Consider the following 24885-nt stretch of genomic DNA (forward strand, 5'->3'; position numbering starts at 1 on the left):
CTAAAAAAACATGAAACATTTATTGATTTTAATTGCCCTGACAAGCGGATTGCTTGGTCAGCAGGCCCCCTCTGCGCTTTATGTTAGCAAAAATGCCTCGGTAACCCTGTACTCAGAGGCACCTATGGAGAACATTGAAGGCGCGTCAACTGAAGGTAAATCAGTATACAATGCCGCCAGTGGCGAGCTGGCGTTTAACGTGCCCATACGGTCTTTCAAGTTTCAGAAATCATTAATGCAGGAGCATTTTAATGAGAATTATATGGAGAGCGATAAATATCCGCAGGCCGCATTTAAAGGAACCGTTGCCGAAAAACCCGATGTAACCGTAAACGGCACTTACCCGGTAACCGCTACCGGCGTACTGGATGTGCATGGCGTAAAACAGCAGCGCGCTATTAAAGGCAAAATAATAGTGAATAACGGTAGAGTAACCATTACCTCGGAGTTTATGGTAAAATGCGCCGACCATAAGATAGACATACCCAAACTGGTTTTCCAGAAGATAGCCGAAACCCTGAAAATAACGGTATCGGCCAATTATACGGCTTACAACAAAACCCCCACAAAATAATCATGAAAAAAGTATGTATCGTACTGGCTATGCTCCTGGCAGGCCACACACTCAAGGCGCAAACGGATACCTCGTCGGCCGATGCGGTAATGTCATCATTAACGGCTGATGATAAGCATGAAGACGTTATTGCCACCTTTAAGGCTACCCGGCTTATTTTTACGCAAACTACCGAAACGGTAAAAAAGCATAACCTCAATTTTTTGGTTACCCACCGTTTTGGTGATATAGCGGGCAGCGAGGGCGGCGGCTCAACACTATATGGCTTAGATAACTCGAGCGATATATTTATCGGGTTTGAGTACGGCCTTACCGATAACCTCGACCTGCAGTTTGGCCGCAGCAAGTTTGAGCAATTAATTGAGGCCGGTTTTAAATATGCCGTTTTGCATCAAAAGGCTGATGATAGTATGCCTTTTTCGCTTGCTATAGCGGGTAAGACAGGGCTAAAGCCTTACAGTGTTAGTACGGATGTTTTTGATGATTATACAAATCGCCTTAATTATATGGCGCAGGCTATCATTGCCCGTAAATTTTCATCAAGTTTTTCGTTATTGGTATCGCCCACATTTGTGCGTAACAACCTGCCGTTCCCATTCATCAACGGTAACGAAAAGGATTACCTGGCCATCAGCGCCGCGGCAAGGTATAAGTTTACCAAGCGCTTAGGTATAGTAGTTGATTACGCGCATCCATTTTCTTCGTTTCGGAATAACAGCACCAATCCCAAATTTTATGACCCGCTGGGTGTAGGGCTTGAGGTTGAAACCGGCGGCCACGTATTTACGCTCAACTTTTCTAATGCCAAGGCCATATCAGAAATGAACTATCTGAGCGATACCGAATCGAGCTGGGGCAAGGGGCAATACCGCATAGGCTTTACCATATCACGCATGTTCGATCTCGGACCAAAAAATAAAAACAAAAAACAATCAAATTATTAACGCAATGGAAAGAAAAGAATTTTTATCGAAACTGGGCATCGGCTTTGCCGCGGTTTGTGTAGGTTGTGGTGTAGCCGCCTGTGGCAGCTCAAAAAGTACCGATCCGACACCGGATAAACCGGATGACGGCGATGATGACGGCAACTTATTCAGCGTTAACCTGAACAGTGAGCTTACTTCGGTAGGGCAGTCAAAGGTATCAAACGGCGTAATATTGGTAAGAACCGCAGCCGGCAATAACGAAAGCTCATTCACCGCCGTGCAGGTAGCTTGTACGCATCAGGGTACGTCAATAAATTATAATAACTCCCAAGGTAGGTTTATTTGCCCTAACCATGGCAGCCAGTTCAGTAATGCCGGCGCTGTATTGGTTGGGCCGGCTACTACCGCTTTAAAGCAATATAAAATTGATATTAACGGCAATACCTTAACCGTATCGGCCTAAATATTAATCTGAGTTCTGTGTGTTATAAAGCCTGTGCCTTAATAAGGTATGGGCTTTATGCGTTAGGGGTGGTTTAAATAGCAAACTTAATTTCAAATTATACGTATATAGGTATCTGGAAAAACAGCTTGCTGCCGCAACTTTGCAGCAATTTTCAGTGATATTTACCGCTTTGGGTTATATTGCGGTCAATTAATTTATAAAACGCGTTTAATGAAAATAAAGGTACTTTCAGTATTTGCTTTTCTGTTTTTGATTTTACAGCATTACCGGGTAATGGCGCAGGAAAGCATAGTACAGGATATATCGGAAGTATATGTTGATAAGCTGGTTAATGTGGCCAGGCAAAACTATCCGCGTGTTAAAACCTACCAAAGCCGGGTTGACATCGCTAAAGCCAATGTGTCTATAGCTTCCGTCTCTGTTTTTGATGCTTTGAGTCTATCCTACATTTATCAGCCTGAAAATGTAACGGTGGTTGATCCGGCAAACCCGGGTACCCGTTTTTTTCAGGGCCTGCAATTGGGTGTTTTTATAAACCTGGGTACTATACTACGTACCCCCATGAACATTAAGCGCGCTAAAATTGAACGCCGGTTAGCCGAAAGCGAACGTGATGAGTATACACTAACCCTCACCGCCGAGGTAAAGCGCAGGTATTATTTATACATACAGCGCCTTGGCCAGTTAAAAACGCAAACCCGCGCATGGCAGGAAGTAGAGAACGGTATAAAGGATATCGAGTATCGTTATAAAAAGGGTGAGGTTAAGTATGAAACCTTTAACACCGCCCTGGTGCAGCTTACGGAGCGCCGCACGCAAAAAATAGAGTCGGAGGCTAATGTGTTTATCTCAAAGGCTGACCTGGAAGAAATATTGGGCGAAAAGCTGGAAAACATAAAATAATACATGGAATTCGGTAAATTTTTTAGATTACTGCTTAAACATAAGTACACCCTTATTGCCGTACCTGTAATAGCCGTTGTTATTACTTATTTTTTGGTGCGTAATCAGCCTGATGTATTTACCTCAACCGCGCAATTGGCCACCGGTATTGTTGACCCAACCCAGCAGGTATTGAGTACAGAGCAGCCGCAGGAATCAAAAATAAGCCAGGAATTCAGCAACCTGGTGCAAATGCTGCGCTCCACCCGCATACTCGACCAGGTATCATACCAGTTAATGCTGCATGACCTCACCAGCGGCAGGCCTTTCCGAAAATCAAGTAAGTTGTTGGAAGACCTTAACCCCGATGCCCGCAAACACGCCATTGAGGTTTACAGCCGCTTGTACAAAAACCGGCAGGAGCTTTCGCTGTTTGACCGGGATCAGAACGGGCTGAATAAGGTAATAGAATCTATGCGGTATGATGACCAATCGCTGCTTAAAACCTTGTCTATTTACCGCCTGGAAAACAGTGATTTTATAAACATTCAGTTTGATGCCGAAAATCCCGAGCTTACAGCCTTTGTAGTGAACACCTTATGTAAGGAGTTTATAAACTATTATACCTTCATCGTCAAAGAAAATCAGCGTAAAGCGGCTACCTTTTTGGGCAAACTGCTGCAAAATAAACAGGACTCGCTGCGCGCGATGAGTGATTCGCTTAAACAATACAAGATCAAAAACCGCGTATTCAGCCTCACCGAGCAGGCACGGAGTTTATACGGCCAACTTTCTGATTATGAAACTCGCAGGCAGGAGAACGAGAAGGACGTGGTATCAACCGGCGCGGCCATCCGCAGGATAGACCAGAGTTTTGACCCGGCAGACAGGCAGTACGTTGAAAGTTCCATGACGCGGGTTAACTCCCAGATAACAGAACTGGATAAACAGCTTAACGCCGCCAACAACGCCTATATTGAAAGCAATTTCGATCCCGCTTACAAGCAACGTGTTGATTCACTTAATAATATTATAGCATCAAAAATACGCTTATCATCAGATAAATATATTCTTAACCCGCTATCGGCCAAGCAGGAACTCGTTACCTCAAAGCAGGAGCTGCAAACAGCCAATGTAGTTGCTAAAAACAGCAGAAATTCTATAGACAAGGAACTTGGCCGCCTTAACAAACGGTTTGACAACCTGGTACCACATGAGGCGGTTATCGGCTCCTATGAAAAAGCGATTGATATAGCGCAGGAAGAGTACCTTACCCTGCTTGCCAAATACAATCAGGTAAGCATGGAAGCCAGCATGTCGGTAACCCTTAAACAAGTATTAGCCGCAATGCCGGGTGTAGCGCAGCCATCCAAAAAAATGTTGCTGGTTATACTGGCCGGTGTAGGCTCGTTCGCGGTTTGTATTGTGATATTGTTTACGCTGTTCTTTTTAGATAATACCGTTAAAGCACCTAAAGAACTGGCCAACCGTACCAAAATACCGGTGCTGGGTTATCTTAATTTGCTGGATAACAAAGTGATCGACTTTAAAAAGCTTTGGGATAGTAATGATGGCGACAGCAATACACGCACCTTTAAAAACCTTCTTCGCTCGTTACGATACGAGATTGATAATGAAATGCAGGGCGAAAAGATACTGCTGGTAAACAGCCTTAAAGCCAACGAAGGTAAAACAGTTATCGCGGTGAGTTTGGCTTACTCACAGGCTGTTATTAATAAACGTGTATTGTTGATTGACGGTAATTTTGAGGATTCCGGTATTACCAGCATGACCAAACCTGCTGCTTACCTTGAAGATTATCTGACAGGTAAAGTAACAGGTACCGAAGCCACCGCCGGAATGCTTACCGTATGGGGCAACCGCGGCGGAGATGTCTCTTTATTTGAGATACGTCCCGAGCATGAGGTAAAGGAAAAAATGGAAGCACTGAAACAGGTGTATGATCTAATTATAATTGAGGCATCAGCCCTTAATACGCTTAACCGGTCCAAAGAGTGGGTTGGCATTGCCGATAGGATGATAGCCGTGTTTGAATCAGGCCAAAACCTTACCGAGGCTCAAAAGCCAAACATTCAGTACCTCAAATCCGTAAAAAATAAATTCAGGGGTTGGGTGCTCAATAAAGTGGTTGATGCTGACCCTGCGGACAAAAAAGCTTAATAAGGCATTATATGGCGGTTATTGAAATTTTATGGATAATTATTCAGGTACTAATAGGGTACAACTTGGTGTTGCCTTTTATACTTTACCTGCTCTCATCCACTGTTCGTAAAAAGCTTTATCCATCATCAATTACCGAGGCTGATTACGCCATAATTGTTACCGCTTATGAACAAACTTCATCATTGCCCGCGGTGGTTAACTCTATACTAAGGGTAAACTATAAAAATTACCTGGTTTATGTTGTTGCCGACAAGTGCGACATCAGTAACCTGCATTTTGATGATGAGCGGGTTATTGTGCTGCGCCCGCCCGAAACCCTGGCTAACAATATCAAATCGCACTTTTACGCCATTAACAACTTTCGCCGCCCGCATAGCCGGGTTACCATTATTGATAGTGATAACCTGGTGCATCCATCGTATCTTAATGAGCTGAATAAAATGTTTGATGCCGGCTTTTTAGCCGTGCAGGGCGTTCGCGAAGCAAAAAACCTGGATACCACCTACGCCCGTTTAGATGCCGCGCGCGATATTTATTATCATTTTTATGATGGTAAGCTGCTATTCAACTTGGGTTCGTCAGCTACACTGGCAGGATCGGGCATGGCGTTTACCACGCAGTTATACCGCGATTGCCTTGAACATAAAGTGATATCAGGTGCAGGGTTTGATAAGGTTTTACAAGCTGAAATAGTAGGCCGTAACCTGCGCATCGCCTTTACCGAAAGTGCCATTGTGTATGATGAAAAAACTACCCGGTCAGACCAATTGGTTAAACAGCGTTCCCGCTGGATAAATACCTGGTTCAAGTATTTTGGCTTTGGCTTTACCATGATCGGTAAGGGCATCAGCAACCTCAGCCGCAACCAGTTCTTATTCGGTTTGATATTACTGCGGCCGCCGCTGTTTATTTTTCTGCTGCTGTCGGGCTTGTTTATGTTTATTAACTTGTTTTTGAGCATAACGGTGGCATTTACCTGGCTGGTAGCTTTTGTATTGTTTGTGCTGGGCTTTTATATAGCACTGGCCAAATCACCAACGGATAAGCGTATCTACCAGTCATTGATCAACATACCTAAATTTATATTTTACCAGGTATTATCATTAACTAAGGCACGCAAGGCTAACCAGCATTCGGTAGCTACGCAGCATTACCACACGGGCGACAGCGAAATAGGAGAGAAGTAATTATGCGTATTGACCCGGCAGATGAAGTAATATACAGCGACCGTTACAAACGCCGCTATCAGCGCAGGGTTAACCGCGTAACACGCCTGCTGGCCATTGTTTTGGCGGCGCTAAGTACCTACGCGCTAATCATCAAGATCGTATTTTTATAATCAATACCGGTGGATAATATTCAGCTTAAAATAGATAACTCGTTAAGTGCCGCAAGCACCGGTAACGGGCTGTTTGATAAGCTAAAGAAACTGTTATTTATTGATAAACTTAATAATTGGGTAGGCATTGCACTACTCCTTGTTTTAGGGCTTGCTTTTAGTGCGGGCATTGCCAAGTTCGGCTTGGTTTTCGGCATCTTAATATTCGCCGCTATTATAGGTGTCTGGGTTTTGGCAGGTATCATAGTTTCAATTGAGTTTGGCATACTGGTGCTACTGGTAATGGCATTTATGTTATTTATGCTGATGCGTATCGGCGTGTCAGGCCCTATAGGTATTTTGATGGATGCTTTACAGGTTATGCTCATGATCAGCTCGCTGATTCGCCTAAAACGCGAGCGAAACTGGGAAATGCTACGCGGGCCGGTAACCATAGCCATACTGGTTTGGATAGGCTACAACGTGTTGCAATTTGTTAACCCCGCTGCCGAATCAAGGTTGGCCTGGGTGTATACCATACGTTCGGTAGCTATAGTAATGTTGAGTTATTTTGTGTTTGTGTATAACATCCGTACGCTGCGTATGGTGCGCATTATCGTCAAGCTATGGCTGGTACTTGGCCTGGTTGCCGCCTTATACGCGTACAAGCAGGAATACATTGGCTTTTCGGCTGTAGAGGATGCTTACCTGCATTCTGACCCGGAGATCGCGAGTTTGCTTTTTATAGGCGGCCACTGGCGTAAATTTTCCATATTTTCTGACCCGGTGGTGTTTGCCTACAACATGGTTATGGTATCGATCATCTGCATTTGCATTGCGGCGGGTAAGTTCAAGTTATGGCAAAAAATAGTGGCTATATTTTTTACGTGCCTCTATTTGCAATCCATGCTATTTTCGGGTACACGTGGTGCCAACGTATTGCTGCCGGCGGCTATGGTGCTGTTCGCCATCATGAATTATAATAAGCGGGTGTTATTATTCGCCATTATGGGCGCGGTGTTTTTGGTGGTACTTATTAATATGCCTACCAGTAACCCCAATATTGTACGCTTTCAAACCGCATTCAGGCCCAATAATGATGATTCATACAACCTGCGGAAATACAACCAGAAACGAATACAGCCTTACATACAAACGCATCCCTTTGGTGGTGGGTTAGGGGCAACCGGTACCTGGGGCAAGCGTTTTGCTCCCGGCTCGTACCTTGCTAATTTCCCGCCGGATAGCGGGTACATCCGCGTAGCGGTTGAATTGGGGCCAATCGGTTTGCTTATTTTCTGCACCATGGTTTTTACCACCCTCAGAAAAGGGATCAATTACTTTTACCGCATTAAAGACCCCGAACTGCGAACCTATTGCCTGGCCATGACGCTGGTGATCTTCGCCTATAACATAGCCAACTTCCCGCAGGAAGCGCTGGTGCAATATCCGTCGAACATATTGTTTTCAATAGCGGCGGCACTGATAACCGTTACTTACCGGCTTGACCGCGAGAAACATCGCCCGCACGAATTTACTGAACCGGAACCTGTTAAATATGAGTACTGATGAGTGTTAACGATAGCATACAAAACCGTGATATTGTAATTGTAGGCCAGCAACCCTGGGATGTTGAGATTGGCAGCAACTGTAAAAACCTGGCCCTCGAATTCAGTAAGCATAACCGGGTGCTGTACATTAACTCGCCGCTTGACCGTATTACCCTCTATAAACAAAAGCACGATCCTAAAGTGCAAAAGCGTATAGATGTAATTAAGGGTGAAGCCAACGGACTAATTGCCTTGCAGGACAACTTGTGGAACCTGTACCCTGATAAGATGATCGAATCCATCAACTGGGTACGCGGAAACTTTATTTATGATATATTAAATAAGATCAACAATAAACGTTTCGCGGCATCCATCAGCGCGGCTATAAAACAGTTGGGTTTTAAGGATGTGATCCTGTTTAATGATAATGACATGTTCAGAAGCTTTTACCTTAAAGAGCTTTTGCAGCCCGATGTAAGCATCTATTACTCGCGCGACTATATGCTTTACGTGGACTACTGGAAACGCCATGGCGAACGTATTGAGCCCTTAATTATTAGTAAAAGCGATTTGTGTGTAGCCAACTCTACTTATTTGGCCGGCTATTGCGGTAAATACAATAAAAATTCTTTCTATGTAGGGCAGGGTTGTGATCTGGAAATGTTTACCAATCAAACCGGGTTGCCTGTTCCGGATGATCTGCAAAATACCGTTAAACCCATCATCGGTTATGTTGGTGCCCTGCAAAGCATCAGGCTTGATATTGACCTGCTGGAAAATATAGCCATTACTAAACCCGAATGGAGTATTGTATTGGTAGGGCCGGAGGATAACGAGTTTCAGGCAAGTAAACTACACAGCATCCCTAACATACATTTTTTAGGCGGCAAGCCTGGCAATATGCTACCGGCGTATATTAACGCTTTTGATGTATGCCTTAATCCGCAAAAGGTAAACCAGGTAACCATTGGTAATTATCCGCGTAAGATAGATGAATATCTTGCTATGGGTAAACCAACCGTTGCCACCCGCACCGAGGCCATGAGCGTTTTTGAGGAGCATACTTACCTGTGCGATACTAAGGAGGATTATGTTATCGCCATTAAAAAAGCGTTAAGCGAAGATTCAGCCGAAAAACAGCAGGAGCGTGTAGCCTTTGCCTCAACCCATACCTGGGAAAATAACGTAAAGGAAATTTATAAGGCCATCAATACCGTTAAGCCAAGCCGTTAATCGCGCCTGGTTTTAAAAGTTGCCAGATCATAATTGTGTTTAATGTTGCGATAGATCATCCGCGCGAAAATTATCAAAGGATTATTGCTCTGCCTGAAATCGCTTCGGGTCATGGTTGAGGGTTCATCATCCGGGTTTACCTGGTCAAACAAACCCTTAAAATCCTCGTAAAATATGGCTTTACCTTTATTTTTCAGGAATGATATCGCCATTAAAAATTCGGTGCGGTCTCCTTTCAAACCCTCGGCATAACGCCCGAATTTGCTGAAAAATGAAGTACGCCTCAAATGTGGATGATCACTGTATACATGAAACTTACGGTAGCCCGGCTTCCACACACTGAACATCATTTGCGAGAAACCCTTACGCAGTGGTTTTAAATAAGGATATTTAAAATAAGCGTAAAAGCGCGCCATATCCAGCTCCGGGCGTTCGTTTAACAGATCCAGCGCGTCCTGTAAATGCCCGGCATATCCCGGAAACGGGTCAAAATCTTCCTGAACGTAAAGTGTATATGGCGTTTGTACCGCATCCTGACCCTTGTTGATATTGTTACCCAACCCCCGATTTTTCGGGGTGGTGATCAGCCTGAAATTGTACGTTACGGCCAGCTCCCGCAATTTGTCCTGGTGCTCGGGGCGGCTGCCATCGTCAGATACCACAATATCGGCAAAGTTGATGTTCTGGTTTGCAAAAGCCTGCAACAGGCGCTGTAACGACTGGCTGCGGTTATAATGGGTTACAAGCAGGGTTATGGTATTAAACATAGTGTGGTTATACTTTCTTAAACAGCGCGTCGTAAGTCCATTTTAGTAGTTTAAATTGCAGGTATACGGCCCTTGCTGCCAGTGCAAGCGGGTTTTTGCTTTCGCGCCATGAGGCACGGCCCATGGTGCTTGGCTCGTCCGACGAGTTTTTTTGATAGAACAGATCAGTAAACCGGTCAAAAAATATGCCTTTGCCTTTATGCTGAATGAAGGATAATGCCATTCGGTATTCCGTCAGATCACCTTTTATCCCTTCAGGATAACGGCCGAATTTCTGCAAAAAATTGCTGCGGCGTAAATGCGGGTGATCACTATATACATAAAATTTGAGGTGGTTGTTCTTCAATGGTGATGCCGAAAACCTCATTTCTGAAAAGCCCTTGTTGTAAGGTTTGGTATACGGATACTTAAAGTACGCGTAAAAGCGGGCGATATCCAGCTCAGGGTCCGTTTCAAAAAATTGCAGGGCATCCTTAAAGTGCGTGGCGAATATTTCCTTCGGTTCAAAATCTTCCTGAACGTACAGCGTGTAAGGGGTTTGCACGGCATCCTGCCCTTTATTAATATTATTGCCAAGCCCGCGATTTTTTGGCGTGGTTACCAGCCGATAATTATAGGCGGACTGCATGGCTGTCAGCTTTTCAAGGTGTTCGGGGCGGCTCCCATCGTCAGATACCACGATGTCGCCAAATATTATTCCCTGTTCCCTGAAAGTATCCAGCAGGCGTTCGAGCGAGCGGCTGCGGTTGTAATGCGTAACCAGCAGGGTAACATCCTTAAAATATAAATCAGGATCAGTCATACAATCTTTTACGCAATTTACACCGTATAAGGTTTAAATATTGCTTTGTTTATTTTTTTAAGCTAATATGCAATAATAACATGTTTTATCAACAGGTGTTTTATAAACGCTGTATAACAACCGTTCATGCTATCAAAACTACTGGCCTTAATTAAAAACAAGCATTTCCTATCGTTGGCAGGTAACATCATCATGTCTGGCCTGGGCATGGTTACTACCGCCATCATTTACCGGTCGCTTACGCTTGCCGAAGTAGGTGTATGGGTTATTTTTCAAACTACCATTTTATTTGTTGATACCTTCCGGTCCGGGTTTCTTACTACAGCGTTCATCAAGTTTTACGCGGGTGCAACACCCGAGCGTGCTGCCGAGGTGGTTGGCTCAACCTGGTACATAGCCCTGGGCATAACCGGAACGCTTATATTGCTAAACCTGCCGGTGTTGTTTTTTATGCAATACATTCAGGATGGCGGGTATATATTATTTTTTAAATATTTCGGGCTCACTTACATCCTGTCCTTACCCTGGTTTATAGCTAGTTGTGTACTGCAGGGCGAGCAACGGTTTGACAGGCTTTTGTACGTGCGTTTTGTTAACCAGGGTAGTTTTATACTGATTGTGGTTACGCTGCTTATACTCAATAAAGGCAGTTTGCTTAATGTGCTGTATGCCTACCTGGCATCACACGCGCTAACAAGCCTGTACACGTTGCTTATGCGGTGGACAAGGCTCAACACCCTGGGTAAACGTACTAAGGAAACCACGCTAACCATTTTTAATTTCGGCAAATTCAGCGTAGGTACTACGCTTAGCTCAAACATGTTCCGCCTGTCTGACGTGGCTATTATCAATTACTTTTTAGGTACCGCGCCGGTAGCTATTTATAATCTTGGGCAAACGTTAATGCAGTTGGTTGAAATACCCTTGCGCAGTTTTGCCGCTACAGGCATGCCATCGTTAGCCGCCGCTTACAATCAAAACAGCCGCAGTGAGGTGATCTATATCATGAAAAAGTATATCGGCCTTATCACCGTAGTGCTGATACCCGCGGCAATTGTTGCTGTGCTGCTTGCCGATGTGCCTATTTACCTGATAGGCGGCGGTAAATATGTTGGTACCGAGGCGGCCAATGTGTTCCGCCTGTTCATGACGTTCGCGTTGCTTTACCCTGCCGACCGTTTCTTTGCTCTTACGCTGGATGTGATCCATAAGCCAAAGGTCAACTTTTATAAGGTGCTGATCATGCTTGCCGCCAACATTATATTCGATGTGCTGGGTGTAGTGCTGTTAAAGAGCATTTATGGTATAGCCATTGCCACCGTTGTACCAACGCTGATAGCGGTAATAGTAGGTTACGTGGCGCTTAACCGCTACCACAAATTTCCGTTTATGAGTGTATACGCTTTGGGTTTAAGCGAGACTAAAATGTACTGGGGGCAAATGCGACAGAAAATGAAATTCTAAATTACCAAAGCCACCAGTTTCTTTTGCCCTCGCGGCGGGTGCTCAGGTTAAAGCGCATTTCAATATGCTTAAAAGTCCATCGCGACAGCCAGAAGATGATTAAGTAATTGAGTACAAAAAGGTAGGCATACGCCGAAGGCGGAAGTTTTAGTACCCTGATAAAAGCGATGTTGAACAAGCTCAATATCAGCGTATGGATCATGTAAATAGAGTAAGAGAGTTTGCCGGTTTCATGCAGTATACGCGGCTTTTTTAACATGCCCGATAGCCATCCCTTTTCAAATGCGAAGATCAATATCGTAATAAAGAACAACAGCTCGTATACATAACCGTATTGTTTAAAAATATCGCCGTACCAAACAAAGGCGAAGGTTAGGCCGAGCGCGGCGATCTCTAAAAAGCTAAAAAAAACATTGGGCAACGGGCGCAGCCAGGCTTTTAAATAATTGTAGGCATTAAAGCAAAGCACCCCGGTAAAAAAGCCCGCGATGCCGCGCAAAAAGCCGTAGTTAAAAGTATAGGTAAGTTCGGTGCTTTTAGTAAGATAGAACAGCAGGCCAAAGGCGGCGACCACAATCAGCGTGTAAACCAGGTTACGTGCCGCGAACAGCTTACTTTTATTGATGAACAACATGGTTAACCCGAATACCAGGTATGCGATCATTTCGGCACTGATAGACCAGCTTGCAATGTTCCAGCTTACATCATTAACGCCGGGCATTTTTACCGAGTTGAGTAAAAACAGGTTGGTGAAAAATGTTGTGGTATTATTAGCGGCGTTATCAATTTTATTTACCTGTACATATTGTGCCGCGAAGTGTTTTGATAGTTCGATCCCTACAAAAAGCAGCAGCACTATAAAATGTAAGGGGTAGAGCCTGAAAAAGCGCTTTTTAAAAAAACGGCCAAGCTGCTCGCCGCTCTCAATAAACTGGTAACTGTAGCTGATCACAAAGCCGCTCAGTACAAAAAAGAAATCAACAAACAGATCGGCATTGTATACAAAGTTGTTGTTGATCACCGGTGTGGCCGAAAAGGCGCTCATGTGAAATAAAACAACAAGGCTTGAGAATAATCCTCTAAAAATGTCTAAAACCTCAAACCTTTCTTTCATAAATGTGCAATTGGTACTCTGTAAATATGTTAAATTTTAGTGTAGTACGAAACGCATCATAAAATAGTTATGTTACGTAAAACTATAAATGAAGCTGGCCCATTTAATACTTGCCCATAACAAGCCTGAGCAACTGGCGCGCCTTGTGGACAGGCTCGCCCACCCGGATGCTGACATTTATATACATGTAGATGCCAAAACAGATATACAGCCATTTAAAAGGGCGATAAAACTACCCAATGTGTTTTTTGTGACGGATAGGGTAAAGGTTTACTGGGGTACTTTTAATGTTGTACAGGCTACCATAAACGGTTTTAAGCAAATAACAGGCTGCGGTAAAGTATATGGTTACGTTAATTTGTTAAGCGGGGCTGATTATCCTTTACAGCCTGCAGATGTGTTTCAAAACTATTTAAGCGCCAACCCCGGTAAGGCATTTATGAACGCGCTTGTTGCCGAAACACATTGGCTGGAAGCACTGCCCAGGGTGCAAAAATATCACTTAAACAATTACCACTTCCCGTTAAAAACCTCTACCCAGCGTTTAATAAACAGGGTGCTGCCGCAACGTGAATTGCCAGATAGTATGGTGTTGGTAGGCCGGTCGCAATGGTTTACTATAGCGGCTGATTGCGTGGAGTATATACTTGATTATTGGGACGGCCATCCCGCGTTCCGCAGATTTATGAAGCTCACCTGGGCTCCTGATGAATTTATTTTTCAAACCATATTATACAATTCTCCCTTGCGGGATAGTATGGTAAATAATGATCTGAGGTATATTGATTGGTCGGCAGGAGGGGCAAGCCCTAAGATACTTACCATGCACGATGCTGACACCATTAAAACATCGGGCACGTATTTCGCCCGTAAGTTTGATATGGATAAAGATGCCGCTATACTAAGGTATATTGACGAGCATTTGCTTAATGTAAGATTTTAAAATTAAAGGTTTATTTTAGCGGTAAACAGGTTCAGCTTATTCTCTGCATCGTAATTGTAACTGAATTCATCAGCACATTTAGTGATGATAAGCAGGCCAAAATGTTCGGTAATGTTTTCAATATCGGGCAGCTCATCAGTTGGGCATTCTTCAACCGTAAAGGTAATGTTATGCGTATCGTGATAATTAGCATACAAACGACACATAATATCATAACTCAACTGTTTTTTGCCGCAGCATATAGCCGGACCGGCAGGGCCAAATGTTACTGGCTGGCCGTTATCATATTTTTGTATCGTTAAGCTATTGCTATCAACATCAATTACCAGGTTTACCGTATGCGCGTGCGAGTGCTTAAAGCCATTGGTAAGCAACTCTGTAGTTATGGATTTAACCTTAAAAAACAACGCGTAATTTTCAACAGCGGATATGCCGGTGCTTTCTTCAATATAAGCCAGCACCTGGTTTAACGATGGTACTAACGCCGCTTGGTTGTTTAAAAAAACAAATTCCTGGTGTGTGGTTCGTGTACGCATATTATACAGCGGTTGCCTCGTTAAGGGTTTTATATATCTTAAACACTTTATCAAGCCTGATGAGGGTAAAAAGGTTATGAATATCAGGCCGTAAACCAACCAGCAGTATATCGGTTTTCATGGCTATGGCATGTTTAAGTGCCGATACCAGCGCGCCTAAAAAAGAGCTATCCATATAACCAATGCTGTTCATATCAAGTATTACGCGTTTGCGGTGTTCATCCAACAGGCCAACAAGCTCAGCCTTAAATTTCTCCGAATTGTTCAGGTTCGCTTCGTTTATGGTTGTTTTTAAGGATATATATCCTGCGGTGTCAGTATCAATGCTGATCATGTTCATAATTTACAAATATTTATAATACTCTGATCATCCACTACAATGTCAGGGTTTTGGTTGAACAATCCTTCTTTCATGTCATCAAAACTAATGGCCTGTGTAAGCTTAACGGCAAGTTTTTGTTTAAAACCTTCGTAATCGGTTTTAACGCCACCCTCGTCCGCCATGTCAATCATGCCATCAGTAAATATAAAAAGCTGATCGTTTTTGTTTAAAGTTATTTGTTTTTCGGTGTAAGCCACATCGGCAAACATACCCAGCAGCAGGCCATCGGTATTAACCTGCGCTAATTGCCTTTCGGTAGCCTGATAATGCAGTAGCGGTAAATCGCCGGCACCTGCGTAGGTTATTATACCATCCTGATTATCAATTAACAATAACGACAGGCTGGATAAAATATCCTGCAATACATCATCAAGGCAAATAATACTGTTAACCTTTTGCAATATGGTAGCTGGCGAAAACTCATTGCTTAACGCCGCAAACCGAACTGCCGACCGCACATAACTCAGGTATCCGAACGTAAAATACCAGGCCATCCACTTTTTACCCATAATATCGCCCAGTACAATGTAGGTAAACCGCTCATTCACCGTTATAAAATCTATAAAATCCCCTCCCGGGATATCATGATAGGCATGGTGCCAAAAATCAACCCGGAAGCCGCTTATTGCTGGTATTTTTTGCGGGATAGATTTTATATTAAGCGCCTTGGCCGCGTTTTGTACTTCAAGGGTTGATAGTTCACGCTGCTTATTTACAGTATGCAGTATATTATTGAGCTTGGAGATGATTACGTTTACAGGCGTATCCTTAATAATAAAGTCAATGGCTTGCAGGCCAAGTCCCTGCTCAAGGGTTTCTTTATCGCTGAGCGAGGTCAAAAAAACAAAAGGAATATCCTTAAACACATCCTGCTCCATAAGCCGCTGCCTAAATTCAATGCCATTCATGCCGGGCATCTCATAGTCAGACAGGATAATGTCGGGCACATTTAACTGCAACTTTTCAAGTGCCAATGCGGCAGAGTGCGCGGTATAACATTCCCAGCCTGTTTTTTTGAACGCCTGTACCATAATGTTCAAAAAAAGCAGGTTATCGTCAACCAGGAGGATCTTATTTTCTTTAGCCTGTATCATGGTTTGGGGTTGACGGGAGATTTAAACAATGATTTAATGAACAAATATATACCTGAAAGCACAATTAACGATGAGATCAGGTCCATAATGGTTATACCGTCATTAGGGGTAAAGTAAAATACGGTATAGATCTCAAAATCCGGCGGTGCGGGCATCACTATCATGGCCAGCCCAAGGGTTATCATTACCAGGCTGATGATCATTAAAACCACATTCGCACCCTTTTCGGCCCGTATGTATTGCTTCGATGCTTCGCTATCAAACTGGTGGGTTGACAGCAGAATGCTGAACTCATCCAGCAGATCATCGCGCGATGCATTGTCAGTATCAACTTGCCTGAACGCCTCAATACCCTCGTTACCCTGTGCCGAATCTTCGATAGCCTTGTTAAGCCGCTGTTGTATGTTGCGGGCCTTATCACTATCCATATTGCTTTCGGCAAGCAACGCTATCAGCTCATCCAGTTTTTGGTTGATGGCCTGTTCGTCGCCCGTATTGCCGTGGCCTGCATGGGTATTATTAGTTTGGTCGCTCAATTTAAATTGATAATTTCAACAACACATTAGTTATAAAACCGTACAAAGGATATAATTTAAATGAAACGCGTATCTATCATAACGGTTAATTATAATCAAAGTTCGGTTACTGAAGCCCTGCTTGCCTCCATCATTTCAACAAACAACTACACCAATATCGAGGTAATTGTTGTGGATAACGGCAGCACGGTAAACAATGTGCCCGACTGGATCATAAAATATCCCGATGTTCAGTTTATACGTTCCAATAAAAATTTAGGTTTTGCCGGAGGTAATAATATTGGCATTGCAGCCGCCACAGGCCATTATTTGTTTTTGGTAAATAACGATACGGAGTTTACGCCGGGCCTGGTTCAAACTTTGGTAAATACGCTGGATGGTAATGACAAGGTAGGTATGGTATCGCCCAAAATACGCTATTTTGATGAGCCTGATAAGCTGCAATACATGGGTTTTACGCCTATGAACTACTATACCGCGCGCAACAATGCCATCGGGCAGTTTGAGGTTGACAAAGGGCAGTATGACAATTTAACCGGCCCTACAGGTTACGCGCATGGCGCTGCCATGATGCTGCGCCGGGAATGTATAGATATGGCCGGATTAATGGCCGATCACTTTTTTTTGTACTACGAGGAACTGGACTGGTGCGACCGGATCAGGCGTGCTGGGTATGAAATATGGCTGAACACGGCCGCCCTTATTTATCATAAGGAGTCGGTATCGGTAGGGCGGGTAAGCGCGCTTAAAGAGTACTTTATGAACCGTAACCGCATCTTGTTTATCCGCCGCAACGCGCCGTTTACAGCAAAGCTGGTGTTTTATGTTTTTTTTATGTTGGTGGTAACGCCCCGAAACATCATCAGGTATATTAAAACCGGCCATGTCGATTTTATAAAATGGCTGTTGAAAGCCATTTGGTGGAACATTACGCAAAGTAAAAACAGTATCTATTTAGGTTATCCTTTAAAATAATATATGATCATTACTTTTTGGCTGAGCCTTTTTATAGTTTTTTATGCCTTTGCCGGATACGGAATAGTATTGTTCGGCCTGATTAAAATAAAGCGTGCGTTAAAAGGCAAGCCGGTATTGCCCCTTGCAGTTAACCTGCCAAGCTGTACGCTGGTGGTAGCCGCCTACAACGAGGAGCGTTTTATTGCCGAAAAGATACAAAACAGCCTGGCACTGAACTACCCTGAAGGTAAGCTGGAATTTATTTTTATAACCGATGGCTCAACAGATAATACGGCGGCCATTGTTTCCACCTTTCCGCAGGTAAAACTGATGCATAAGGATGGCCGCAGCGGTAAAATAGCCGCCGTACACCGGGCCATGACGGAGGTAACTACCGATGTAGTGGTGTTTACCGATGCCAATACCTTTTTAAATAATGATGCCATTGTAAATATATGCCGCCATTATGCGGATAAAAAAGTAGGCGCGGTAGCCGGCGAAAAGCGTGTACATATTGATGAAACGGCTGATGCCACCGCAGGCGAGGGCTTTTACTGGAAGTACGAATCAAAACTCAAAACCTGGGATTCAGAATTGTATTCAGTAGTAGGCGCGGCAGGTGAGTTGTTCAGCATACGCCGGGAGTTGTACGTACCGGTACAGCCTGATACCATATTGGATGATTTTATGATATCGCTATTGGTTACCATTGATGGCTACCGTGTTTTATATGAGCCGGATGCTTACGCTACCGAAACCGCGTCGCAAAATGTGGGTGAGGAGTTAAAACGCAAGATCAGGATAGCGGCGGGGGGGATACAATCCATACTACGCTTAAAGCCATTGTTAAACCCTTTCCGCAATTTTGTGTTGAGCTTTCAATATATTAGCCACCGCGTGCTAAGGTGGACGGTAGTGCCGTTTTTGATGATACTGGCCCTGTTGCTGAATATCATGATAGTGGCTAACGGAGTTTACGGTATTTACCTGCTGCTACTTATAGCGCAGACAGGTTTTTATGGCATGTCCTTATTTGGCTGGATACTGGAAGCGCGGGAGATCAAGGTGAAGATATTTTTTATTCCCTACTATTTTTGCATGATGAACTATGCGGTTATAAGAGGCATCTTCAGGTACTCGGCAGGTAAACAAAGTGCCATTTGGGAAAAAGCGAAGAGGCAATAGTTTGAGATTAGTGATTTGTGGTTGGTGATCGGTATATAGAACAAAGATCAATAGAGAAAATACTAACCATATATACTCACAACTAACGTCGCAACAACCAATCTCTAACTACTAACCACCAATCACTAAAAACACATGTCCTTAAAAGATAAAATAAAGAACAATCCCAAACTTAAAAAACTGGTACACTGGATGCTGATACCTACCGGTGAGGCGCGGCCACGGCTTTGGGTAAAGTGGTTTGTAAATCCGTTTATCCATAGTCGCGGTAAAGGCTCCAAAGTGCGTAGCCGTACCCGTATGGATGTGTTGCCGTTCAACCGGTTTCAGCTTGGTGCCAACTCAACCATTGAAGATTTTTGTACGGTGAACAACGGCGTTGGCGATGTGTTGATAGGCGAAAACGCATTAATCGGCATGGGCAACGTAATTATTGGCCCGGTTACCATAGGCAATAATGTTATTTTCGCGCAAAACATTGTAGCCAGCGGCCTTAACCATGAGTATCGTGATGTAAACCAATCCATACAGGCTCAGAAAATACTGGTAGCCCCTATTGTTGTTGAGGATGATTGCTGGATAGCAGCCAACGCTGTAATCACCTCAGGCATTACCATCGGCAAACATAGCGTGGTAGCGGCAGGTGCCGTGGTTACCAAAGATATACCACCATATTCAGTAGCCGTAGGCAACCCCGCCCGCGTAATTAAACGTTACGATTTTGAATTAAAGGATTGGGTAAGGGTATAAGTATTGCCTGTCTGTATTTCCATTTGTCATATCGAGCGATAGCGAGATATCTGCCTGCGATAATAATAGAGCGCCAGATTTCTCCGCGTACCTCATTTAAAAGGACTAAATTTTTCTAAAAACAATATGTAATTGCGCGGTACGAAGCAACCTCTTTCGGATATCCGACTTAATTATGTACACATACAAAGTTTACTACCTGTCCTAAATTTCTTTTGAGCGATCAAAAGAAACAAGACTTAGCGTTAGCGATCTCGTGAGTACAAATAAAAAACAAGCAACTACGAATAAATCGCCGGCTGTTTGATTTTCTTTGAAAGGTAGTGCATACACTTGCTACACGAAAATTAAAAGGCCGGAATTATAGGTTATGAAAGGTTTATACTTCTTTCCAAATAAATAGAAGCGGTGGCCTGCCGGAAAACCGGGTCGGGAGTATGGCCTGTGCGGCTGAAGGTTTTTTCCGGCTTGACTTTTGGTTACTTTGTGTCTAAGACAAAGTAACTGGCCTCTGCGGCCAAGAGCAGACTAAAGTTAATATGAGCAAAACCTTTCAAAGTAATTTTTAAAGAACAGTTCATTACCCGCCCCATATCTTTTAAGTGATCAAAAGAATTTGAATAAGGTCACACCTGTTCCTTTTGCAATAACGCCGGTATAGTTTTTAAAATCACACGGGCATCATTCCAAAGGCTGTGATGCTCGGCGTAGTAATTGTCAAGCATCAGGCGTTCTTCTTCGCTCATTTCGCCTTTGCCGCGCTTTTCAACCTGCCACAGGCCGGTTATGCCTGCCGGGGCGGCAAAGCGCAACGCATATTTATCAGTAGTAAGTTTCTCTGCTTCGTACAACGGCAGCGGGCGGTTGCCCACAATGCTCATATCACCCCTTATCACGTTCCATAACTGCGGCAATTCATCAATACTGGTATTACGTATAAAGTTGCCTATTTTGGTGATACGCGGGTCGTTCTTGATCTTGAAAAATGCCGAATCGCCACCCTCGCGTTTTGAGCTGATGTATTGCTTTTCGCACCAGGTAACCTTATCGGCATGTAGCGGAAACTGGCATTTACCATAACTGGTACACTCGGCACATAAATAAGTTGTATTATCCTGTGCTGATTTTTCCTGCTTGTTCTGGGCATCAATGGTATACTGGTTCAGGTGCTTCAGGTCTTTAATACGTTGGTCTGCATTAACATACATGGACCGGAACTTGTAAAACTTAAACACATTATAACCGGTACCAACACGCAGCGAATAATAAAAAGCAGGCCCGCGCGATTCCAGCTTTATAGCCAGGTAAATAATTAGGAACAGGGGCGAAAGCACGAGCAATACACCGCCTGCAAAAACAATGTCAAATATGCGTTTGCCAATAGGTGTTTTTTTAGGGGCAGGGGCTTTTTTAACCAGGTTGGTTTTAAGCTTGCTCCATTGCGATAGGGTGAAATTAATGCGCGATTCAATATTTTCGGCAACCAGGGGCTGCCAAAAAACGTCAACCACGCCCGATTCCAGGGCCAGTTTACGCAGGTTGGCACTCAGGTGATTCACCACCATAAAAAATGGCGGCGCATCATTCCTTGTCTTTTTAATGGTTTCAATAAGCTGTACGCCGCCCGGTGCCAGTATTTCACTTTGCGAAACGATGGCGGCAATGTTTACACCTTTTTCAAGCGCATCAATAAGGGCATCGTTGTCATTATAACATACTACATCATTTACAGGCAGCTTCAGGCCATTAAAAAAATCAGCAACATCATTATGGCAATTAACAAGCGCTATAATGCTCGCGTTACCCGGTGTATTAATTTCTGACATAAATAAATACCTTGTTGTACTAAACTAACTTATAATGGCCTTTCAACACGTCTTAATACTACCCTTATACGTGCGGCAAGCTCTGCGGGGTTAAAGGGTTTTACAACAAAATCATCAGCGCCGCTATCAAGGCACTTAATCCGCTTTTCTGAACTTTCCTCGCCCGAAAGAATGATGATGGGGATGGATTTGAAAAAATCACTCGCTTTTACCTGCTCAATCAGTTGCAGGCCGGTTATTTCGGGTGTATTATAATCTGATAGTATGAGGTCAGGTATGTTGCCATTTTGCAAATAAGCAAGGGCGGCCATCCCGTTGTCGGTCATTTCTACCTCGTAGGTGGCGCTTAAAAACTCATTCAGGATGATCTGCATATACGGATCGTCCTCAACAACAAGTATTTTGATTTTATGAGTATCAGTGATTGCCATAGGCTGATAGTAATTGTTTATTTTATAAAATATTCCGATTAAAATTTAACTTAACAGGTAACCCTATTACGCAAAATTCAGTATATAGGTTAGTTACTTAGTAATAAAATTATTTACTATTTTGTGTGGAAATTAAAACCTCAGATTTGGCTGTAACAAGTTAAATTAAATTTCGGTAAACACTTTTTGTTGGTTAATGAACGTATCGCATTTTTTTTTTAACGCGGAGCAATTAGGCCGATTGTTTCCTTATTACCTGTTATTAAGTAATCACGACCTGAAAGTGGACGCGTATGGCACCGCGCTTAGCAATATTATAACCCTGCATGCCGGTGATAGTTTTGCCGATACTTTTAAAATAGCCGACAAAGAGGAAAGCCCGAACGGTAACTACCTGTCTGTATTGATTGGCCGTAGCGTAACCTTAACGCCGCTTAATACCACCGGCATCCATATACAGGGGCAGCTTGAGTATTTAAAATCAACCGATCAGTATCTGTTTGCAGGTACTACCATAATAGGTACAGGCAATGATGCGGCGAATAACATTGTCGATACGGCGCTTAAAAATAAGCTCGACTTTTATTTCGATATACTTAATGAGGTGCCTGCCGAGGTGGTGGTTTTTGATACCGGGCACCGTTACATATTTATAAACCAGGCCGCCATACGAGACACCGCCCTGCGCGAAAGGATGATCGGTTTAAAGGACGAGGATTTTTGCTGGCTCACCAACCGGCCCGAAAGCCTTGCCACCGAAAGGCGCGCGCATTTTAACGAGGTGATGCAAACCCGCCGCTTAAAAACCTGGGAAGAAAGTATCATTAACCGCCAGGGCGAGCAATTGTACAAACTGCGGCACATGTACCCAGTGCTTGACCATACCGGCCAGGTGAAATTTGTGGTAGGTTACAGTATTGATATTACCGACCGTAAGCTTGCAGAAGATAAATTGCAGGTGAGCGAGAAAAAGTACCGTGAGCAGTATGATCTGAGCCCGGCGCTTATTTACACACATCAAATTAACGGAGATATTTTAAGTGTTAACCCGGCTATAACCGCTACTTTAGGTTATACACAGCATGAAGTAACAGGCAAAAACATCGCTTCGCTTTTGCCTGATTTTGACCAGGGTAAGTTATCTCGCTTTTACCTGGATAAGCTAAAAGCAGGCGGTAACGCCAGGGGTATATTCAGGGCATTACATCGTAACGGTAAGGATATTGTTTACTTATTTTACCAGAGTTATGTGGCAGGTGCTGATAGCAACGATCCGTATATCATCGGCTTTTCGCATGATATAACCGACCGTGTAAAAATTGAGAAGGAACTGCGCGAAGCCAAAATGGCTACTGATAATGCCGCCCGTGCCAAAGAGGTTTTTTTAGCTAACCTGAGCCACGAGATCCGCACACCGATGAACGGGGTAATGGGCTTAAATAAACTTTTGGCCAAAACACCGCTCACTGAGCAGCAACAGGGTTATACCAAACTTATTGCCGAATCGGCAGATAGTTTGCTGACTATTGTGAACGACCTGCTCGATCTTGAAAAGATCACCTCGAACAACCTTGAGCTGGAGAGCCGTCCGTTTAACATCAGCAATAAATTGGTGCGTACTTTGCAGTTATTTCAGCTTAAAGCCAGGCAGAAGAATATCGACCTGGTACTAAAAAATCGTTTACCCGAGGAGTTTATTGTTATTGGTGATGAGTCCCGCTTCGCGCAGATACTGTCTAACCTGCTTAGTAATGCCATTAAGTATACCAAGGTAGGCAGCGTAACGGTATCAACCGCGCTGCTTTATAATGCCAATGATAAGGTGCTGCTTGAATTTACCGTATCTGATACGGGCATAGGCATTAGTGAGGACAGGCTGCCCTTTATATTTGACCCTTTTATGTGGCCTGCATCAAACCTTACCAGGCAGCAGGGCAGTACAGGCATGGGGCTGGCCATTGTAAAAAGCCTGGTTGAATTGCAGGGCGGCCATATTAAGGTGAATACCAACTCCAATTCAGGTACCGATTTTATATTCAGCGTTACCCTTAAAAAGGGCATGGCCTATGCACAGCGTTATACCGGGAATGAAAATCAGTATGATCCAGATAAGTTAAAAGGCAGGCGCATATTGGTTGCCGAGGATGTGGAACTGAATTTATTCCTGGTAAAAACACTCCTGGAATCATGGGGATGCGTGGTTGACGTGGCCGAAGATGGTGTGGTAGCGCTTGAAAAAGCCTCAGCTAATTTTTATAACCTGATTTTGATGGATATACAAATGCCGGAGATGGATGGCTTAACGGCTACACGCCACATCAGGCAGTTAAATAATCCGCTATATCGTGATGTGCCCGTTATTGCACTAACGGCCAATGCTTTAAAAGGCGATGGTAAATATTACATGGATGCGGGTATGGATGATTGTGTTACAAAACCATATTCGGAAGAACATTTGTACGAAAAAATAGTTGAAGCAATAGGTAAGGATAAAGATCGCGTAAAGCTGGCTGAGCATAATGCTGATCATACATCAACCGAAAATATGGAACAGCCGGTTAGCCCGGAGGAATCTGTAATTCCTGAAAGTAATACCCCTGTAGAAAATACCCCGCAACCTATGAATACCGGCGTTAAGTTATACGATCTGTCAATCATCGACAGTATAAGCAAAGGCAACCAGGCCTTTAATAATAAAATGATCAAGATGTTTTGTGATATTACTTTACAGGACATGAACAAGATGAAGGAAGCCGCCGCCGGTGCCGATTGGCAATCCGTATCGGCACTTGCCCATAAAATGAAATCAACCGTGGGGAACATGGGGGTAGAGATACTGAAAGAACCGGTGCGTGAGCTTGAAAAAAATTCAGCAGCCAACCCCAATGCAACCATCGCCGAACTGGAAGACAAGCTTGCCCAGGTAAGCGCGCAACTAAAAGCCGATTACCCGGAAGCTTTTTAA

The 24885-nt window shown here is 43.7% G+C and carries 24 protein-coding genes; 15 read left to right on the forward strand and 9 right to left on the reverse strand.

The genetic code is table 11. From position 1 onward, the window contains the following. Positions 1–10: 10 nt before the first annotated feature. From AC3WJC_RS06240 to AC3WJC_RS06280, 9 genes are all read left to right on the forward strand, one after another. Complete coding sequence (locus AC3WJC_RS06240) at positions 11–574, forward strand: YceI family protein (RefSeq protein ID WP_492398210.1); 564 nt, start codon at positions 11–13, stop codon at positions 572–574. A 2-nt stretch (positions 575–576) separates the two neighbouring features. Further along, positions 577–1518, forward strand: coding sequence for a DUF5777 family beta-barrel protein (locus AC3WJC_RS06245; protein ID WP_492398211.1), 942 nt, complete (start codon positions 577–579; stop codon positions 1516–1518). Positions 1519–1522: 4 nt separating this feature from the next. Then, a complete protein-coding gene (locus AC3WJC_RS06250; protein ID WP_492398212.1) occupies positions 1523–1963 on the forward strand; it encodes a QcrA and Rieske domain-containing protein in 441 nt (146 codons plus the stop codon). A gap of 213 nt (positions 1964–2176) precedes the next feature. Further along, positions 2177–2869 (forward strand): TolC family protein, encoded by a 693-nt coding sequence (locus AC3WJC_RS06255; RefSeq protein WP_492398213.1) that lies wholly within the window; start codon positions 2177–2179, stop codon positions 2867–2869. A gap of 3 nt (positions 2870–2872) precedes the next feature. Continuing rightward, entirely contained in the window at positions 2873–5029 is a 2157-nt protein-coding gene (locus AC3WJC_RS06260) for an exopolysaccharide transport family protein (protein WP_492398214.1), read from the forward strand. Positions 5030–5040: 11 nt separating this feature from the next. Continuing rightward, positions 5041–6219, forward strand: a complete 1179-nt coding sequence (locus tag AC3WJC_RS06265; RefSeq protein ID WP_492398215.1) for a glycosyltransferase — start codon at positions 5041–5043, stop codon at positions 6217–6219. Between the two features lie 2 nt (positions 6220–6221). Continuing rightward, positions 6222–6371, forward strand: coding sequence for a hypothetical protein (locus AC3WJC_RS06270; RefSeq protein WP_492398216.1), 150 nt, complete (start codon positions 6222–6224; stop codon positions 6369–6371). Positions 6372–6380: 9 nt separating this feature from the next. Continuing rightward, a complete protein-coding gene (locus tag AC3WJC_RS06275; RefSeq protein WP_492398217.1) occupies positions 6381–7919 on the forward strand; it encodes an O-antigen ligase family protein in 1539 nt (512 codons plus the stop codon). After that, positions 7919–9133 carry a glycosyltransferase gene (locus tag AC3WJC_RS06280; RefSeq protein ID WP_492398218.1) on the forward strand — a complete coding sequence of 405 codons (1215 nt, stop codon included), beginning with the start codon at positions 7919–7921 and terminating at the stop codon, positions 9131–9133. The genes AC3WJC_RS06275 and AC3WJC_RS06280 overlap by 1 nt, the downstream gene beginning before the upstream one ends. Here the strand turns inward: AC3WJC_RS06280 and AC3WJC_RS06285 are convergent. Together AC3WJC_RS06285 and AC3WJC_RS06290 are read right to left on the reverse strand one after the other, a co-directional pair. Then, on the reverse strand, positions 9130–9900 hold the full coding sequence (locus AC3WJC_RS06285; protein WP_492398219.1) for a glycosyltransferase family 2 protein: 771 nt from the start codon (positions 9898–9900) through the stop codon (positions 9130–9132). The two genes, AC3WJC_RS06280 and AC3WJC_RS06285, sit on opposite strands and share 4 nt — an antisense overlap. 7 nt (positions 9901–9907) lie before the next feature. Then, complete coding sequence (locus tag AC3WJC_RS06290) at positions 9908–10702, reverse strand: glycosyltransferase (RefSeq protein ID WP_492398220.1); 795 nt, start codon at positions 10700–10702, stop codon at positions 9908–9910. A 126-nt stretch (positions 10703–10828) separates the two neighbouring features. Between AC3WJC_RS06290 and AC3WJC_RS06295 the strand changes: the two genes are divergently transcribed. After that, a complete protein-coding gene (locus AC3WJC_RS06295) occupies positions 10829–12166 on the forward strand; it encodes a lipopolysaccharide biosynthesis protein (protein ID WP_492398221.1) in 1338 nt (445 codons plus the stop codon). A gap of 1 nt (position 12167) precedes the next feature. On the opposite strand, the gene AC3WJC_RS06300 is transcribed toward AC3WJC_RS06295, so the two are convergent. Further along, positions 12168–13280: an acyltransferase family protein gene (locus AC3WJC_RS06300; protein WP_492398222.1), complete on the reverse strand. Its 1113-nt coding sequence runs from the start codon at positions 13278–13280 to the stop codon at positions 12168–12170. A gap of 88 nt (positions 13281–13368) precedes the next feature. On the opposite strand from AC3WJC_RS06300, the gene AC3WJC_RS06305 reads away from it, so the two are divergent. Next, the gene (locus AC3WJC_RS06305) at positions 13369–14223 is read left to right on the forward strand and encodes a beta-1,6-N-acetylglucosaminyltransferase (protein WP_492398223.1); all 855 of its coding nucleotides are present in this window, start codon (positions 13369–13371) and stop codon (positions 14221–14223) included. Positions 14224–14225: 2 nt separating this feature from the next. On the opposite strand, the gene AC3WJC_RS06310 is transcribed toward AC3WJC_RS06305, so the two are convergent. Genes AC3WJC_RS06310 through AC3WJC_RS06325 form a run of 4 tightly spaced genes read right to left on the reverse strand, consistent with a single transcriptional unit; the run spans position 14226 to position 16771 of the window. After that, positions 14226–14759: a hypothetical protein gene (locus AC3WJC_RS06310; protein ID WP_492398224.1), complete on the reverse strand. Its 534-nt coding sequence runs from the start codon at positions 14757–14759 to the stop codon at positions 14226–14228. A gap of 1 nt (position 14760) precedes the next feature. Further along, complete coding sequence (locus tag AC3WJC_RS06315; protein WP_492398225.1) at positions 14761–15099, reverse strand: STAS domain-containing protein; 339 nt, start codon at positions 15097–15099, stop codon at positions 14761–14763. Beyond that, positions 15096–16235, reverse strand: coding sequence for a SpoIIE family protein phosphatase (locus AC3WJC_RS06320; protein WP_492398226.1), 1140 nt, complete (start codon positions 16233–16235; stop codon positions 15096–15098). Before AC3WJC_RS06320 ends, AC3WJC_RS06315 begins: the two co-directional genes overlap by 4 nt. Next, complete coding sequence (locus AC3WJC_RS06325) at positions 16232–16771, reverse strand: hypothetical protein (protein ID WP_492398227.1); 540 nt, start codon at positions 16769–16771, stop codon at positions 16232–16234. The genes AC3WJC_RS06320 and AC3WJC_RS06325 overlap by 4 nt, the downstream gene beginning before the upstream one ends. A gap of 60 nt (positions 16772–16831) precedes the next feature. Between AC3WJC_RS06325 and AC3WJC_RS06330 the strand changes: the two genes are divergently transcribed. The 3 genes from AC3WJC_RS06330 (at position 16832) to AC3WJC_RS06340 (ending at position 19663) form a co-directional block, all read left to right on the forward strand. After that, positions 16832–17746: a glycosyltransferase family 2 protein gene (locus AC3WJC_RS06330; RefSeq protein WP_492398228.1), complete on the forward strand. Its 915-nt coding sequence runs from the start codon at positions 16832–16834 to the stop codon at positions 17744–17746. 3 nt (positions 17747–17749) lie between these two features. Then, positions 17750–18913: a glycosyltransferase family 2 protein gene (locus AC3WJC_RS06335; protein ID WP_492398229.1), complete on the forward strand. Its 1164-nt coding sequence runs from the start codon at positions 17750–17752 to the stop codon at positions 18911–18913. Positions 18914–19048: 135 nt separating this feature from the next. After that, complete coding sequence (locus tag AC3WJC_RS06340) at positions 19049–19663, forward strand: acyltransferase (protein WP_492398230.1); 615 nt, start codon at positions 19049–19051, stop codon at positions 19661–19663. A gap of 626 nt (positions 19664–20289) precedes the next feature. Here the strand turns inward: AC3WJC_RS06340 and AC3WJC_RS06345 are convergent. Next, on the reverse strand, positions 20290–21489 hold the full coding sequence (locus tag AC3WJC_RS06345; RefSeq protein WP_492398231.1) for a sugar transferase: 1200 nt from the start codon (positions 21487–21489) through the stop codon (positions 20290–20292). A 29-nt stretch (positions 21490–21518) separates the two neighbouring features. Beyond that, the gene (locus tag AC3WJC_RS06350) at positions 21519–21920 is read right to left on the reverse strand and encodes a response regulator transcription factor (protein ID WP_492398232.1); all 402 of its coding nucleotides are present in this window, start codon (positions 21918–21920) and stop codon (positions 21519–21521) included. Positions 21921–22116: 196 nt separating this feature from the next. Here AC3WJC_RS06350 and AC3WJC_RS06355 point away from each other — a divergent pair, with 196 nt between their 5' ends. Beyond that, on the forward strand, positions 22117–24885 hold the full coding sequence (locus AC3WJC_RS06355; RefSeq protein ID WP_492398233.1) for a PAS domain S-box protein: 2769 nt from the start codon (positions 22117–22119) through the stop codon (positions 24883–24885).

This window comes from Mucilaginibacter sp. FW306-07-L (assembly GCF_058782065.1).